Annotated in this window: 16 protein-coding genes; 7 read left to right on the top strand and 9 right to left on the bottom strand. The window is 43.7% G+C overall.

The window, feature by feature from the left end; translation table 11 throughout:
• Positions 1 to 171 precede the first annotated feature (171 nt).
• From psbA to NIES593_RS23380, 3 genes are all read left to right on the top strand, one after another.
• Positions 172 to 1,254: a photosystem II q(b) protein gene (psbA, locus tag NIES593_RS02285; protein ID WP_073598012.1), complete on the top strand. Its 1,083-nt coding sequence runs from the start codon at positions 172 to 174 to the stop codon at positions 1,252 to 1,254.
• A gap of 155 nt (positions 1,255 to 1,409) precedes the next feature.
• Positions 1,410 to 2,003: a recombination mediator RecR gene (gene recR / locus NIES593_RS02280; protein WP_015141940.1), complete on the top strand. Its 594-nt coding sequence runs from the start codon at positions 1,410 to 1,412 to the stop codon at positions 2,001 to 2,003.
• Between the two features lie 221 nt (positions 2,004 to 2,224).
• Positions 2,225 to 2,467, top strand: a complete 243-nt coding sequence (locus NIES593_RS23380) for a hypothetical protein (protein WP_073598010.1) — start codon at positions 2,225 to 2,227, stop codon at positions 2,465 to 2,467.
• Here the strand turns inward: NIES593_RS23380 and NIES593_RS23130 are convergent.
• The 6 genes from NIES593_RS23130 to NIES593_RS02245 all read right to left on the bottom strand — a co-directional run bounded on the left by NIES593_RS23130 (position 2,418) and on the right by NIES593_RS02245 (position 7,724).
• Positions 2,418 to 2,639 carry a hypothetical protein gene (locus NIES593_RS23130; RefSeq protein ID WP_083602281.1) on the bottom strand — a complete coding sequence of 74 codons (222 nt, stop codon included), beginning with the start codon at positions 2,637 to 2,639 and terminating at the stop codon, positions 2,418 to 2,420. The genes NIES593_RS23380 and NIES593_RS23130 overlap by 50 nt on opposite strands.
• Before the next feature lie 164 nt (positions 2,640 to 2,803).
• Entirely contained in the window at positions 2,804 to 3,094 is a 291-nt protein-coding gene (locus tag NIES593_RS02265; protein ID WP_073598009.1) for a DUF5132 domain-containing protein, read from the bottom strand.
• A gap of 168 nt (positions 3,095 to 3,262) precedes the next feature.
• Positions 3,263 to 3,703, bottom strand: coding sequence for a hypothetical protein (locus NIES593_RS02260; RefSeq protein ID WP_073598008.1), 441 nt, complete (start codon positions 3,701 to 3,703; stop codon positions 3,263 to 3,265).
• Positions 3,704 to 3,905: 202 nt separating this feature from the next.
• The gene (locus tag NIES593_RS02255; protein WP_073598007.1) at positions 3,906 to 4,277 is read right to left on the bottom strand and encodes a hypothetical protein; all 372 of its coding nucleotides are present in this window, start codon (positions 4,275 to 4,277) and stop codon (positions 3,906 to 3,908) included.
• A gap of 100 nt (positions 4,278 to 4,377) precedes the next feature.
• Positions 4,378 to 6,096: an ABC1 kinase family protein gene (locus NIES593_RS02250; protein WP_073598006.1), complete on the bottom strand. Its 1,719-nt coding sequence runs from the start codon at positions 6,094 to 6,096 to the stop codon at positions 4,378 to 4,380.
• Between the two features lie 188 nt (positions 6,097 to 6,284).
• On the bottom strand, positions 6,285 to 7,724 hold the full coding sequence (locus NIES593_RS02245) for an isochorismate synthase (protein WP_073598005.1): 1,440 nt from the start codon (positions 7,722 to 7,724) through the stop codon (positions 6,285 to 6,287).
• A 290-nt stretch (positions 7,725 to 8,014) separates the two neighbouring features.
• Between NIES593_RS02245 and menA the strand changes: the two genes are divergently transcribed.
• Positions 8,015 to 8,926, top strand: a complete 912-nt coding sequence (gene menA / locus NIES593_RS02240) for a 2-carboxy-1,4-naphthoquinone phytyltransferase (RefSeq protein WP_073598004.1) — start codon at positions 8,015 to 8,017, stop codon at positions 8,924 to 8,926.
• Between the two features lie 149 nt (positions 8,927 to 9,075).
• Here the strand turns inward: menA and NIES593_RS02235 are convergent, their stop codons facing one another.
• A complete protein-coding gene (locus NIES593_RS02235) occupies positions 9,076 to 9,933 on the bottom strand; it encodes a helix-turn-helix domain-containing protein (RefSeq protein WP_245817234.1) in 858 nt (285 codons plus the stop codon).
• Complete coding sequence (locus NIES593_RS02230) at positions 9,933 to 10,691, bottom strand: pseudouridine synthase (RefSeq protein WP_073598003.1); 759 nt, start codon at positions 10,689 to 10,691, stop codon at positions 9,933 to 9,935. The genes NIES593_RS02235 and NIES593_RS02230 overlap by 1 nt, the downstream gene beginning before the upstream one ends.
• A gap of 129 nt (positions 10,692 to 10,820) precedes the next feature.
• Here NIES593_RS02230 and NIES593_RS02225 point away from each other — a divergent pair, with 129 nt between their 5' ends.
• The 3 genes from NIES593_RS02225 to NIES593_RS02215 all read left to right on the top strand — a co-directional run bounded on the left by NIES593_RS02225 (position 10,821) and on the right by NIES593_RS02215 (position 13,937).
• Positions 10,821 to 11,531, top strand: a complete 711-nt coding sequence (locus NIES593_RS02225; RefSeq protein ID WP_083602277.1) for an LmeA family phospholipid-binding protein — start codon at positions 10,821 to 10,823, stop codon at positions 11,529 to 11,531.
• Positions 11,532 to 11,848: 317 nt separating this feature from the next.
• Complete coding sequence (locus NIES593_RS02220; RefSeq protein ID WP_073598001.1) at positions 11,849 to 13,183, top strand: TrkH family potassium uptake protein; 1,335 nt, start codon at positions 11,849 to 11,851, stop codon at positions 13,181 to 13,183.
• Between the two features lie 58 nt (positions 13,184 to 13,241).
• Positions 13,242 to 13,937: a potassium channel family protein gene (locus NIES593_RS02215; RefSeq protein ID WP_073598000.1), complete on the top strand. Its 696-nt coding sequence runs from the start codon at positions 13,242 to 13,244 to the stop codon at positions 13,935 to 13,937.
• 7 nt (positions 13,938 to 13,944) lie between these two features.
• Here NIES593_RS02215 and NIES593_RS02210 read toward each other — a convergent pair whose 3' ends face one another.
• Positions 13,945 to 14,727, bottom strand: coding sequence for an ABC transporter permease (locus NIES593_RS02210; RefSeq protein WP_073597999.1), 783 nt, complete (start codon positions 14,725 to 14,727; stop codon positions 13,945 to 13,947).
• Positions 14,728 to 14,862: the final 135 nt, after the last annotated feature.

Genomic DNA, 14,862 nt, shown 5'->3' with positions numbered 1-14,862 from the left:
TAATGCAAAGAAATATAAGTTTATTTATATAAACATAGTGATATAAAAATATACAAAAAAATGTCACCCGATCTTATAAAGATGTAAATATACTTAAAAAATATATTGCAAGGTAACTCTTGCGAAATTCATCAAAAACCAACGTATCATCTTTTTAGTAATCATTCAGCTATGACAACCACTTTACAGACACGCGAAAAAGCCTCTTTATGGGAGCAGTTTTGTGAGTGGATCACCAGTACCAACAACCGCATCTATATCGGTTGGTTCGGCGTCATCATGATCCCAACGCTTCTCACTGCAACCATCTGTTACATCATCGCCTTCATCGCTGCTCCCCCAGTGGACATCGATGGCATCCGCGAACCCGTATCTGGTTCTCTCCTGTATGGCAACAATATTATCTCCGGTGCTGTCGTACCTTCCTCTAACGCCATCGGCTTGCACTTCTATCCGATTTGGGAAGCTGCCTCTCTCGACGAGTGGCTCTACAACGGCGGTCCCTACCAGTTAATCCTCTTCCACTTCTTGCTGGGAATTTGCTGCTGGATGGGTCGTCAGTGGGAGTTGAGCTACCGCCTGGGCATGCGTCCTTGGATTTGCGTTGCTTACAGCGCTCCCCTGGCTTCGGCTTTTGCCGTGTTCCTCATTTATCCCATCGGACAAGGCTCCTTCTCCGACGGGATGCCCCTGGGAATCTCCGGCACCTTCAACTTCATGTTCGTTTTCCAAGCCGAGCATAACATTCTGATGCATCCCTTCCACATGCTAGGCGTAGCTGGCGTGTTTGGTGGTTCCCTGTTCTGCGCGATGCATGGAAGCCTAGTTACCTCTAGCTTAGTGCGCGAGACTAGCGAAAATGAATCCCAGAACTACGGCTATAAGTTCGGACAAGAAGAGGAAACCTATAATATCGTTGCCGCTCACGGCTACTTCGGACGCTTAATCTTCCAATATGCGTCATTCAACAACAGCCGCGCCCTGCATTTCTTCTTGGGTGCTTGGCCTGTCGTTTGCATCTGGTTTACCGCTATGGGCGTCAGCACCATGGCATTTAACCTCAACGGCTTCAACTTCAACCAGTCAGTTCTTGACTCTCAAGGTCGCGTCATCAGCACCTGGGCTGACGTGTTGAACCGTGCTAATCTTGGCTTTGAGGTCATGCACGAACGCAACGCCCACAACTTCCCCTTGGATTTGGCTAGCGGCGAAGCCACTCCAATCGCTTTGACAGCTCCCTCTATTCATGGGTAAAGTTTCAGGCAAAAAATCCTAAAAGTCTAGGGTTATAATCATAATTGATAGGCGCTCTTTCGATCGAGAGCGCTTTTTGTTGTCAGCGATCGCGCGCGATCGCTTTCTATAATAAGAAAAGACTAAAAAGGACTAAATTTGGAGACGCACTCGCTATTTATACACCTCCCCTAGCTCGCCTGATCGAACAACTGCAACGTTTGCCCGGTGTAGGACCAAAAACCGCCCAGCGACTGGCACTGCATATTCTCAAGCGCTCCGAAGCCGAAGTGCAAGCATTAGCTAGCGCTATAATCGAGGCAAAAAAGCAAGTCGGCTTATGTCAAGTTTGCTTTCATCTCTCAGCCGAACCCATCTGCGAAATCTGCCGCAATCCCAATCGGGACAGTAGCACTATCTGCGTAGTGGCAGACTCTCGCGACGTGATTGCCATCGAAAAAACGCGAGAGTATAGCGGCAAGTATCACGTGCTAGGAGGAGTCATCTCTCCCATGGACGGCATCGGTCCCGAACAGCTTAATATTACCCCTTTGGTGCAGCGAGTCGATCGCGAGAAAGTAAAAGAAATCATTTTGGCAATTAGCCCAAGCGTTGAGGGAGAGACGACAACCCTTTATGTCGGTCAGCTTCTTAGACCATTTACGAAAGTCACGAGAATTGCTTTTGGTTTGCCCATGGGGGGCGATTTAGAATATGCCGATGAAGTTACTCTGGCAAGAGCTTTAGAAGGAAGGCGAGAACTGGATTAGAGATGATTGGAGATGGGGGTGTGGGGAGTGTGGGAGGCAAGGGGAGACTGGGGAACAAGAGGGACAAAGGAAAGTGGGGAGAAAATTCCCTAATCACCAATCCAAAATCCAAAATGGATCGTTGGCTTTTCCGATGTGACGGGTTTGCTTTCAGATGCTTGCTGCCCTCAAACAGGATAGGATAAACGCAGGTCAGCTATATTTTTGTTTCCTAATTCTCCATGAGCGAACCTGTCGTTAGTCAGGCAAGAAATTTGGGATTTACTTGTGAATTGACTGTCAACGGCAATTGGCAGATTCTTCCCTTTCACCCAAAGGAAAATTGGGTACTCTCCCAACTGGAAACTCGTTGGTTGCTAAGCATCGGCAATGTAGCGCAAATGTACTTATCTTCTGCCGAAGCGATCGCGTTTCTCAAACGTCGCCATCAACTTTTTTACGATCGCTCGCGGGGGGGGGTATAATATTATAATCGGTAACTACCCGATTGCCGTCTGGTAAATACGTCCACAGCCACTCCACCAAAAAACCTTCTGCTAGCTCAATCCAGTAAATTGAAGGCATAATATCGGGACTGCTAGGAGGTGGAGCTCGAACGATATAGGTGTTTTTCCCTTCTTTAACTAGATTATTCATGCCTGTCACTCCCTTTTTGGCAGCAATAAGATCGCTTAAATGCGAGCGCTGGAGCTTAGGCTAGAGATCTTTCTATCTAAACTCCAGTATCAAGTCAGACCTTGAGTTTTACATTGCTTTTTATTCTCCCACAAGCAACGAACTTTTTCATAGCCAAAACTTGACTAGCTTGCTGCGGCTTCAGTTTCAGTTGCTTGAACTTCTTCGGTTCCTGCCTCGGCGAGTTCGGCTTTAGCTTCTGCGATAAGATCTTCGAGGGTTTCGCCGACTTCGGCAATTACTCCCTTGCCTCTTTCATAAAGGAGAATTCCTCCTTTGATAGTGGCTTTAGCTATCGGTTTGCCTACGCCTGCCACAACTGGAACGAGAACGGGCAGGAGAACGATCGCAGCAATTCCGGGAACGCCAAGATCTTCAACAACACTTTCAATATCAGGGATGAGTTTGACTGCCATTTTTTCTCTCCTTAATCCCTACGCTTTTAGTCTATATCCTAAGAGCTGGCACTAGCCAAACAAAATAGAAAAATCTATCTAGAATGAAACAATTTTTAATAAGACAACACAGTTATAAATCAACATAAAAAGCAAATTTTAAAAAGGAAAAGGAAAAAAATGTAGATATCAGCGAACGTTATGAGAAAAAATCGTCAAATCTACGATTTCGCCAACTATTAATCCAAATCCGGCAACAAAGGTTAAGACTAAAAACGTTTGTGGTTTACTCCAGCCAGAAAAACTTGATTCGACTTGAGCTAAAACCGTAGCGACAAAAGGAATAACAATAAGATTAAAAGCTGTATTCCATATTATTGCCAAAGTCACTAATATACTGACAATTACACTCGCAATTACGACCACAACCAAACCTTGAGAACTGAGATCGAGCAAACGTTTTAACAGCGGATTGCTTTTCCAAGCCACAGCTAACGATACAAGTGCAACAAAAGCGCCTACTAGCCAAATAATATGGTGAGCCGATAAATACCACCCCAGTAAGGCGTAAGCCAGCCAAAGTATGACCAGAGATAGCCAAGGAATTCTGTCAAGGGATTTAACGTTCATAATTCTTCAATCGAGCCGTTAATTATTTGGCGACGATCCACAATAAATAATACTAAATAATTTCCTTGAGAAGTGCTTATTCGTTCGCAAAAAAAAAGACTGACATTAAATCCAGTCTTTTGTCTTGTTTAGATGGAGTTAATTCGACGAATGCACATCAGGGGGAACGCGATCCGCAATTTCAATTTTTCTCTCCGAGCGCTTAAAAAGCATCTAGATCGATCGCCTTCGATCCCCCTTGCTGTAACTGTTTTAACAGTTTACCGAGTTGAATCCATACCAAAGCGGCAATAAAAATCGTCACGGGAAGCGCGATCGCATAGGTAAGCCAGCGATCGAACAGAAACACTTCCAAACCCGACGCTAAAAACACGCAGATGCCTACAGACATTGCCAAAAAAGGCAATTGTAACTTGAATCCTTGCGCCTGTTTGAGCGTTTCAGACATTCCTGTTTTCGACCATTCTTGGACGATTTGTTTTAATGATGCTTCAAAAGCCAATCCAGAAGTAATTCCGGCAAATAATCCAAAGAATATCAAAAAATAAGGCGGTTCCGGTAAGTAATAGTACATAGGTTGTTTGTTTGTTGTTTGCTATTAGTAAATGATAGAGAGGCTATACATCGCCTTTCTACATCAACCAATAATTGATAACCACTAACCAATCGACAATTTACCTTAAAGTGTTGACCGTGGGAACCAATGCCGCCACACCCGAAACAGACAGTTCCCGGAAGGTATTTAAAGCAGCTTGCCATAACTGTTGGGGGTTGATCTCGTCTTTAATTAAAACCCACAGACGCTGTACTTCTTCGGTATGCAGGCGATCGTCTTCTGTCAGGGCAAGGAGCAACTGACGGCGCAAATAACGACCCTCGTCTGAGATCAGATATTGCAATCCAAGCTGGGCAGTTGGCAATAAGTCAAATTTCTTATCGGAACGCGCGATCGCGATCATATTTTCCAGACGCTGCCACTGGAATTTCCCATCCTTGAACAAAACTTCTAGCAAACGTCGCCGCAGTTGCGGCGATTCCCCCCTCAACAACCGTCGTGCCACGTAAGGATAGGCAACTTCGACGATCTTAAAATTGGGATCGAGACTGAGAGCGAGTCCTTCTTGGGTAATCAAAGACCGAATAATCAGGGCAAATTTAGCAGGAACGCGGAAAGGATAATCGTACATCAACTCTGAAAACTCATCGGTAATGGTTTTAAAGTTGAAATTCCCCACGCTTTGCCCGATTGCATTGCCCCACACCTTTTCTAAGGCAGGAATAATGGGTTTGATGTCCGTATCGGGCGTTAGGAAGCCTAATTTGACAAAATCCTCTGCGAGTGCCTCGTAATCTTGGTTAATCAGTTGAACGACTGCACTGGCAATGGTTTCCTTTGCTTCTTCCTCCAACTGATCCATCATCCCGAAGTCGATATATGCCATGCGACCGTCGGGAGTAGCAAACAAGTTACCCGGATGGGGATCGGCGTGGAAGAAACCGTGTTCTAAGAGTTGACGCAACCCAGAAGTCACGCCGATTTTTACGATTTCGTTGGGATCGATCCCTGCTGAGCGAATCTTTTCCGTATCGGTTAGTTTGTAGCCGTTAATCCACTCTAGGGTCAATACCTTATGGCTGCTGTATTGCCAGTAGATCGCCGGAACTTTGACCTCTGGATCGTTGCGGAAATTAGTCGCAAATTTCTCGGCGTTATGCCCTTCGTTTACATAGTCGATTTCTTCAAATAACTTGGCGCCAAATTCATCTACAATCAGGGTTAGATCGTGTCCTAGGTTAAGCGGCAACCAGCGTCCGAATCTTTGGGCGGCACAGCGCATCAGAAAGAGATCGAGAGCAAGCATCGGCCGCAGATTGGGTCGCTGAACTTTGACGGCTACTTCTTCTCCCGTATGGAGAACGGCACGGTAAACTTGACCCAAACTTGCCGCTGCCACTGGATGCGGTGAAATTTCTCGATAGGCTTCATCTACAGAGCAATTGAGTTCGGATTCGATAATAGCAAAGGCGATTTGATTATCAAAAGGCGGCAGTTGGTCTTGTAACTTAATTAGTTCGTCGAGAAAATCTTTACGAATTAGGTCGGGTCGGGTGGAGAGGGCTTGTCCGACTTTGATAAAGGTAGGTCCGAGATGGGTGAGGAGTTGGCGGAGTTGGCTAGCGCGTTTTTGCTTGTTTTTTTCAGTTCGATTCGTCCATTTATCCCACAAAAGACTGAAGAAAAAAGTTCCAAAAACCCAGACTACAGTTAGGGTGCGCCAGATGTAAAGCCAAGGTCGGATGCGATAGTATTTTGCGATCGCTTCTGCGTCGTAACGCCTTATGATTCCATTTTCCGAACTTGGGTCAGATAACAACTCTTGATGCCGACTCACAAGCTACTCTTTTGCCTCGCGTTTTAAAAGTGTTTTTTCTGGTCGATTTTCATTATACTATACAAAAGTACAAATTCCTTAATCTTTTATTATTGCCGATTTCAAAGAAAAACGCAAACCGTACAGCCACGTTTGTCTATCGCTCTTCTCGCGAAGGGACGGCGGGAAAACTTCAGCCAGGGGAGTAGTCAAAGCAAAGCTTTAAGTAATGCTTGAAATTTGAGTTGAATTTCAGCCATTTCTTTATCGGGGTCAGACCCCGAAACGATTCCCGCACCAGCGTATAAACGCGCCCGTTTTTTTTCAATCGATGCCGAACGAATTCCTACGATAAATTCTCCATTTCCTTGGTAATTTATCCAGCCAATAGGCGCTGCGTAAAGACCGCGATTGAAGCTTTCATATTGGCGAATTTGTTCGCAGGCAATTTCTGTAGGAACGCCTGCAACCGCTGGAGTTGGATGAAGTTTAGCGACAATTTCTAGGGGATGAATATTAGAAGGGAGTTTGGCATAAATTGGTGTCCACAAATGCTGAATATTGGATAATTTAAGCAGCTTAAGCGGCGATCGCTGGGGTTTTAATCCCAGTTGGGAAAGACGTTCGGCAATAAATTCAGTAACGGCTTTGTGTTCTCTTTTTTCTTTTTCGCTCCTCAAAAGTTTTTTGGCAAAACGATCGTCTTCAATCGCATTTTTTCCCCTTGGTGCCGATCCAGCTAAAGCATCAGTAATTAATTCTCCATCCCGGACGCTAAGCAAACGTTCGGGACTCGCTCCAATAAAATGATGTCCTCTTCCGTTAGCGAGGGAGAAAACATAGCAATCTGGATAGGTTTGGCGTAAATTATTTAAAGATTCTACGACTTGAAAAGGCGCATCAGAAGTAACATCTAGGGCATGAGCTAAAACAATTTTACTAAATTGCTTTTCTTGAATAGATTTCAGAGCAGAGGCAACGGACGATCTAAAATTCTCAAGCGATTGAAAGGTTACTTCTTGCTTAATTACCTGATTTCGATCGCTCGAACGATTGGGAGCGAGATTGTTAGCTGACTGAATAAAAGCTTTGATTTTATTCTGAATGGCTCTTAATAAATCTTGCAGTTCTGTATCGCAATCGATGGCTAAATTAATAACTAAAGTGCAATTTTGTTTTTGTCTAACTATTTGATAAGAAGGCAGAATAACGGTTGCGCGAGGGAAAGGAGAAGGGTCATTTTGCTGGGACTCAAAGAAAGTAAAACTACAAAATAAATAAGGACCAGAACCGGGCAAGCAAAGGTCTCCGATCCGAACGGTTCGATCCAGGCACTCTTCAATAAATTTCTGAGATTTGGCAAAGCGATCGCCCGAATTGATGGAAAAAGACTTAGCCACTTCAAACCCTAAAATTGCCTCTTCTCGGGCAGCATTTTCCCAATAAAAATGCGTGCGATCCGATCGCGCGATCGCCGCTAAAACCGATAGGGGGTCGATGGGATCGAGTTGGAGCGAAAAACTGACAATTTGTGTTTTGTATTTTCTAGGCGATTTCTCTTGAAGCCCTAAGAGAAATTGTTGGAGTTCTCTCTCGTTAGTAGATAAATGACTAGCACGAAAAGGGATGACTGGGACAGCAGCAGACATCGTAAATTTATTTATAATTTGTTTTTTCTCAAACCAGAATTAATGGTATGTCTGGAATATTAAACCGTCGTGTTTTTTCTGCTATCGTGCCTCCCCGAACTTCGGCTAGAGCCAGACAGTCAAGCTTTACAGTCTCTGAGGGTAGACGAGTCGCCAAACTGTCCTTCACTATAGTACCTAAGAAAGGCGCTCCAGTCAGACTTCAGACAGAGAACGAATTTTCCTTTCCTCGGTACGCACAATTAAAAATCATAACTGAGTTTTAGGATCGTTGTCTTTAATTGTGTCTAATGGCTACAACAAGTTACATTGACAAATCTCGTCGGAAGCTATGGCTAGCTGCTATCAAACCTCCCATGTATAGCGTGGCCATCATTCCAATTACGATGGGAACGGCAGTAGCATTTGCCGAAACCAACCGCTTTCACCAGGAAATCTTTTTCGCATTTTTAGGGGCAGCCATCTTAATTATTGCCTGGTTAAATCTGAGTAACGATGTTTTTGACTCGGAGACGGGGATCGATAAAAATAAAGCTGAATCGGTCGTTAATTTAACGGGAAACAAAACTTTAGTCTTCTGGATAAGCAATCTCCTGCTAGGATTGGGCATTTTGGGTATTATCTCCATTGCTTGGTTGCAGCAAGACGGGATGGTTTTAGGAATCGTTCTGCTTTGTTGCGCTTTGGGATACAGCTACCAAGGGCCGCCTTTCCGATTGGGATATCAAGGACTCGGAGAAATTATTTGCTTTGTCACCTTTGGTCCGCTGGCGATCGCAGCCGCTTATTATTCCCAAGCGAAAACATTCTCTCTCATGGGTTTAGCCGCTTCCGCTATCATCGGTTTGAGTACCTCGATTATCCTTTTCTGCTCGCATTTCCACCAAGTTGAGGACGATTTAGCCGCCGGAAAGCGATCGCCGATCGTTCGCATGGGAACGGCAAGGGGATCTCAGGTATTAGCCTGGTCAACGGCAAGTCTTTTTGCATTTACCGTTCTTTTTGTCCTCTTGAGAGTCTTTCCGGTCTCGACGTTATTAATTTTTGGCAGTCTGCCCTTGGCAAATCGATTGGTACGGCACGTCCAACAGCATCACGATAACCCCGAAATAGTTAGAACCTGTAAATTTCTCGCCGTCAATCTTCACTTTGTTAGCGGGATTTTATTGGCGTTGGGATTTGTTTTGCCAAGGCTACTTTGAGCCGAGATCGCTCTTTTAGTAACCAATTATTAGAAGTCGGAAGTCGGAATTCGGAACTCGGAAGTGAAGGCAGAAGGCTTTTAGGCAGAAGTCGGAATTCGGAAGTATGTCTCCCAGTCCCCCAGTCTCCCCTTCATTTTCAAGAGCGACTAGCGGTTAGCTGGCGCGGGTTTAGCTTGATAAGTGACTGTCTGCACCTGTCCGAGTTGTCCGAGCAGTTTGGGGGGTTCGTCATTAAACTTTACTAGAACGCCGCCTGCATTGCCAGCACGGACTATTATTTGCTGGTTAGCCGTCCAGGTACGCTGAGTTCCTTTTGGGAGATTTCCTTGAAACACTCTCTTGCCGTCAGCTCTGATTTCTAGCCAGCTCAACTCGTTGATTTTAAGATCGACAACAACAGGTTTTGTCTGGGGTTTTTTAGGCGCTGGGGCGGGTTTGGTGACTTTTGGTGTGGTTTTAGTAGTCGGAGAAGGCTGAGCGACTGGTTGAGGTGCGATCGCGATTTCTGGCGCGGATTGTCTGAGAACGTTGGCAATCCCTCTCACTGCCAAAACGACTAACAAGATGTAAAGAAAATAAAGATGAAAAGGACGTAATTGAAATTGCCAACTAGGCAACCGCAATCTAAAGCGCGAGTTTCTCCGTTCGAGGTTTAAATCGATCGGAAAAGTATTAGCAATTTCAGTCCCGTCTAATCCCAAAGCATCGGCAAATTGCTTGATTAACCCTCGAATATAAACGGGTTCGGGCAATGAATTCAAATCGCCCGTCTCGATCGCATGCAGCAGACGAACTGGAATTTGAGTCTTTGTCTCGATTAACTTGAGAGATATCCCTTTCTCAGTCCGAATTTGAGCCAGTTGAGAACCGATTTGGGCAAGTTTTTCTTGTCGTTCTTGCTGGGGCGTTTTTGGAGGTGACTTTTTTTTAAACTTGGCAAACATAATGACTGAATCGGTGCAGCTTCTTTTGAGAACGCGGGCAGGCAACAAGTTCCCCGCCATTAAATGTTCGTCGCCGTTACTAAATTGACGCGATTTTTTAAAAAATGGATTTCATTGTCGTCTAAAAATCGATAGCGACCGCTATGCAGTTTGGGTCGATTGAGTTGAATCGAACCAATAGCGGTGCGATGGAGTTTAAGGACTTCAAAACCTAACTGTCGAACGATCCGGCGAATCTGTCGGTTTCTTCCTTCTACCAAAATAACTTCTAACAACGTTTGCCGATCGCGATGTTTGAGTACTTCAACTCGTGCGGGTAAGGTTTTTTTCCCCATCAGCATTATCCCGTCTCGCCATTTTTGCAAAACGGACTCGGATGGATGTCCGTCGATCCAAACCTGATAGGTTTTAGGCAGATGGTAGCGGGGATGGGTTAAGCTTAGCGTCAGATTGCCATCGTTGGTGAGAAGTAAAGCGCCTGTCGAATTGCTATCGAGTCTCCCTACTGGATGAATTCCTCGACCTTGGCGGAGGTCTTCGGCGAGTAAGTCGAGAACGGTAGGTCGATGCTGGGGATCATAGCAAGTGGATAGAACACCGATGGGTTTATTGAGCAGAATATAAATCAGTTCGGGGCGATTGGCAGGTTGAATCGCTTTGCCGTCTACTTCTAGTCGATCTCGATGGGGATCGGCTTTGGAACCTAATGATACAATCTCTCCATTGAGTCGCACTCGTCCGGCGAGAATCATTTGTTCTGCTTGGCGACGCGAGGCGATTCCCCACTGGGATAAAATTTTTTGTACTCGTTCTGCCATTAGAAGAAAATTTAAAATGCTAGATTCTAAAAATTAAACTTTCCTATACTTCATTCTTGATTAATCTTGTACAAATCTTACAAGAAGGAATAGACATATAAATACCTGACCTCAGTCGAGAGGATATCAATGAGTCAGAAAAGTGAAATTATAAGTAAGATTCTTTCTCCGGCATTGCGGCTATGGTTGCGATCGCAAGTCGACTCTGTAGAAGACCTTCAGTTTCAAATATCGGGACGCAATCGCCACATTTTAAGCGGTTATATTCCCAATGTCTCTCTAAACAGCACTCGTGCCGTTTATCAAGGCTTGCACCTGAGTCGAGTACGCTTAGAAGGCGAAAATATTCGCATCAATATCGCTCAAGTGCTTAAAGGTAAGCCCCTCCAATTATTAGAACCCGTAAAAGTTACGGGCGAAATTCATTTGGAGGAAGCAGACTTAAATGCCTCCCTCTCATCCTCCCTTTTATCAAATGCCTTTACCGATCTGCTCTCGATGTTGCTCGAACTGAGCGGGCAACCTCAACCTACTACTATTCTAGAGAAGTATCGCCTTAGCTGGCACAAAGTTATCCTTAATGCCGATAAGCTTGTTTTGCATGGAACAATTGTCGATGCCCTGGGAAACGAACAGCCCGCTACTATTCGTGCGGGCTTAGAACTCGTCAATCATCAGATTTTGCGCCTTCATCCTATTGAGATAAACGTTCTGCCAAAATTGTTCCCGATCTCTCTGACCCAATTGCAAGTCGATTTGGGAGATGACGTGGAACTAGAGATAGTCAACCTAGAAACTGGAAAATTATTTTGTTGCGGTCGCTTAATCGTGCGATCGTAGCCTTCTTTCCCATCGATTCTATCGAAAAGCAGATCTTTTACTTGCGATTGAATCGCTAAGCTCTCCTCGTACTACCAGAATATCGCGTCTACCTTCTATTCAATTAGCGATCGCTGTTTTGAGGCTAATTTGGCTAAAATTTTGCTTGCGTCCATATCTTAATAGAGTTAACTTAGTAGGATTATGGATCGATAAAAGTTCTAGTATATAGAACTTAGATAGGAAAAACTCTCTCAGAGAAAATATTAAAAACTGTATTTTTCTGCCCCATATTATCTCTGGAATCCTTCCAAATTTGACTGACACTTTAAGATTGCATGACGATTTCTCGGACAATTTGCCTTGGATTTCTTGCTGTTATTACCGTAGGAACCTTGTTGCTCATCTTTCCCTTTTCTACTAGCGATGGGAGTTGGAATAACCCCATTGTTGCTCTATTTACCGCTACTTCTGCCGTCTGCGTTACAGGATTAGCCGTCGTCGATACGGGAACCTATTTTTCTTTCTGGGGGCAGCTAATTATTCTGCTACTAGCCCAAGTAGGCGGCTTGGGTTATATGACCATTACTACTTTCTTAATGCTATTAATTGGGCGAAAATTCGATCTCCAACAACGATTTGCTATTCAGGAATCTTTCGATCGACCTTTTATACTAGGCAGTCAAAATTTAATTCGTTCGATTATAGCTATGACGCTAATTTTTGAAATTACGGGCATCTTTTTAATGCTTTATCCATTTTCCAGAGATTATGGGTTAGAGCAAGGACTATGGCTTTCAATTTTTCACAGCGTCAGTGCTTGGAACAATGCAGGATTTAGTTTGTTCAAGGATAGTTTAATTGGATACCGTTCTTCCCCCATTATTAACTTAACGATTACGGGGTTAATTATTTTTGGAGGAATTGGCTATCAAGTTATTATAGAACTCTATTCCTGGCTAACAGAAAAATGTCAAAGAAAAAAAGCGAGATTTGTTTTTTCTTTGAACTTGAAAGTTGTTGTTAGTACGACAATAATCCTTTTAGGATTGGGAACGATAACATTGTTTTTCGCAGAACTTAGAAATGATGGTACTTTTGTGGATTTAAATCTTCAAGAAAAATTGTTAGCTGCCTGGTTCCAGTCTGTTACAAGCAGAACGGCTGGTTTTAATACCGTCGATATCGGCAAGATGACAGTTGAAGGATTATTCATCACAATGATCTTGATGTTTATTGGAGCTAGTCCTAGCGGGACGGGCGGCGGAATTAAAACAACTACGCTACGAGTTATTAGCAGTTGTACTCGCTCGGTTTTAAGAGGGGATGAAGAAGTAATTTTATATCAGAGAAAAGTTCCTTATCCTCTAATTTTAAAAGCGATCGCTGTGGTTTTCGGTTCGGTAATAACTATTTTTATTGCCACGCTGATAATTTCTTATATTGAAAACAATTTAAACGCGCTAGCAATTTTGTTTGAGGTGATATCAGCTTTTGCAACGGTAGGATTATCTATGGGAATCACTGCCAGCCTTTCTCCTTTATCCCAATTAGTTATTGTTGCCGTCATGTATATTGGAAGGGTAGGGATTATAATCTTAATAGCAGCGATTATAGGAGATCCTCGTCCTAGCGTAATTCAATATCCAGAAGAGAATCTGCTAGTCGGTTAACTGTCTCTAGAAAATGCAGAAAATAAAAATAGATTGATAACAGAAACAAGAAGGGGAAATGTATCAAAAATCGGTCAAATTTTTAAGTAACCTGCGCCGAGAAAATCGCCAGTTTGCCGTAATTGGGTTAGGACGTTTCGGTCGGGCAGTTTGTCAGACGCTTTGTAAGATGGGATATGATGTCTTGGGAACCGATCGCGATGAAAAAATCGTCTCTCAAGTACTCGCAGAAAAAATTGTTGTCAATGCCATTCAACTGGATTCAACCGAACTGACTGCCTTAAAAGAAGCAGGAATCTTTGAATTCGATACAGTAATCGTTGCGATTGGTAACTTTATTCAAGAAAGCATCATTACCACGTTAAATGTTAAAGAAGGTGGCGTTAATTATGTGGTTGCTAAAGCTTCATCAGAAATCCACGGCAAATTATTGAAACGAGTTGGGGCAGATCGCGTCGTCTTTCCCGAATACGATGCAGGTTGCGACTTGGCTTATAGCTTAACCAAACCAGCGATTTTAGAACGTTTCGATCTAGATCCAGAACACAGTATCGTAGAAGTATTCGTTCCTCAAGAATTTGATGGGAAAACTCTGGCAGAATTGCAACTTCGCAATCGCTATGGTTTGAACTTAATAGCAGTCGGAAAAGATGAGAAATTTAAGATAAATCCCGCACCCCACGAAAGGTTATACAAAGGAATGATGATGGTGGTAATCGGTTGCAACAAAGATATTCAAAAATTGCCGATTTAAACTAACTTTAACTCGAAGCGCTGGTGTAAAAACGCAAGGCAAATTGCCAGAAAAGTTTAGAAGCTAGCAACAGGACAAGCGCTAGAAGTCCAGATCCTAACACCCAGGTGGTCTCGCTGCGACCCAGCATCGCCTCTGCTGGAATAGTGGTCAAAAACGCAACGGGAACGACAAAGGTAAAGAAGACGCGATAAGCAGCAGGATAGGCAACCATCGGATAGCGACCGGCTTCTAACAACCCTCTGAGGACTTCGGTGACATTGTAAATTTTGACAAACCAAATACTGGTTGCTCCCAGCATAAACCAAAGGCTGTAGAGGATAATTAAACCGAATAAAACCGGGACGATACTGAATAAATAATTCCAAACAGATAAATTCAGTCGTCCTCCGGCATAGAGAATAATAATCGTACCAAAAAAGAGATCGGGAAATCCCCACGGAGAAATCATTCGCGTCGATAGCCAAAACTGACTGCTAATCGGTTTGAGCAAGACAAAATCTAGCGTACCGCGTTCGACTTGCTCGACAATGCGATTGAGATTGGGAACGAGAAACGCAGCAGAAAAACCTTGCAGGAGAGTAAAGATTCCTAAAACTAGCATAGCTTCTTGCCAATTCCAGCCCTGAAAATTGTAGCCAGTTCGATAGAAGAGAAATAATCCAAAAATACTGCCGATCAAATTAGCGAGACTGCTGAAGGTAGCAATGAGAAAATTGAGACGATATTCAAGTTCCGCCGCGATCGCAGTACTCCAGAATAAAAACAACACTTTGAAATATCGTTGCATGGGTGAAAATTTCTGTCGCTAATGACTAGCTTGACGCTCTCTGATAATTTTTGCAAACGATAGAGCGAGCGACTGTTGCATAGGCAAGCAAGGAACGGTAAACTATTTGTAGTATTTTTAGAAAAAATCGCGATC

This window comes from Hydrococcus rivularis NIES-593, assembly GCF_001904635.1.
In the GTDB taxonomy this organism is placed as follows: domain Bacteria; phylum Cyanobacteriota; class Cyanobacteriia; order Cyanobacteriales; family Microcystaceae; genus Hydrococcus; species Hydrococcus rivularis.
The sequence above is the reverse complement of the archived record's forward strand: the minus strand, read 5'-3'. Positions and strand labels throughout refer to the sequence as shown.

Coding starts and splice junctions, on each gene's coding strand:
- NIES593_RS02215 (WP_073598000.1), top strand. CDS start 13,242: ATGTATCAAAAATCGGTCAAATTTTTAAGTAACCTGCGCCGAGAAAAT.
- NIES593_RS02230 (WP_073598003.1), bottom strand. CDS start 10,691: ATGGCAGAACGAGTACAAAAAATTTTATCCCAGTGGGGAATCGCCTCG.
- NIES593_RS02255 (WP_073598007.1), bottom strand. CDS start 4,277: ATGTACTATTACTTACCGGAACCGCCTTATTTTTTGATATTCTTTGGA.
- NIES593_RS02235 (WP_245817234.1), bottom strand. CDS start 9,933: ATGGCGGGGAACTTGTTGCCTGCCCGCGTTCTCAAAAGAAGCTGCACC.
- NIES593_RS02245 (WP_073598005.1), bottom strand. CDS start 7,724: ATGTCTGCTGCTGTCCCAGTCATCCCTTTTCGTGCTAGTCATTTATCT.
- NIES593_RS02225 (WP_083602277.1), top strand. CDS start 10,821: ATGAGTCAGAAAAGTGAAATTATAAGTAAGATTCTTTCTCCGGCATTG.
- psbA (WP_073598012.1), top strand. CDS start 172: ATGACAACCACTTTACAGACACGCGAAAAAGCCTCTTTATGGGAGCAG.
- NIES593_RS23380 (WP_073598010.1), top strand. CDS start 2,225: ATGAGCGAACCTGTCGTTAGTCAGGCAAGAAATTTGGGATTTACTTGT.
- NIES593_RS02260 (WP_073598008.1), bottom strand. CDS start 3,703: ATGAACGTTAAATCCCTTGACAGAATTCCTTGGCTATCTCTGGTCATA.
- NIES593_RS02265 (WP_073598009.1), bottom strand. CDS start 3,094: ATGGCAGTCAAACTCATCCCTGATATTGAAAGTGTTGTTGAAGATCTT.
- NIES593_RS02210 (WP_073597999.1), bottom strand. CDS start 14,727: ATGCAACGATATTTCAAAGTGTTGTTTTTATTCTGGAGTACTGCGATC.
- NIES593_RS02220 (WP_073598001.1), top strand. CDS start 11,849: ATGACGATTTCTCGGACAATTTGCCTTGGATTTCTTGCTGTTATTACC.
- NIES593_RS23130 (WP_083602281.1), bottom strand. CDS start 2,639: ATGAATAATCTAGTTAAAGAAGGGAAAAACACCTATATCGTTCGAGCT.
- menA (WP_073598004.1), top strand. CDS start 8,015: ATGGCTACAACAAGTTACATTGACAAATCTCGTCGGAAGCTATGGCTA.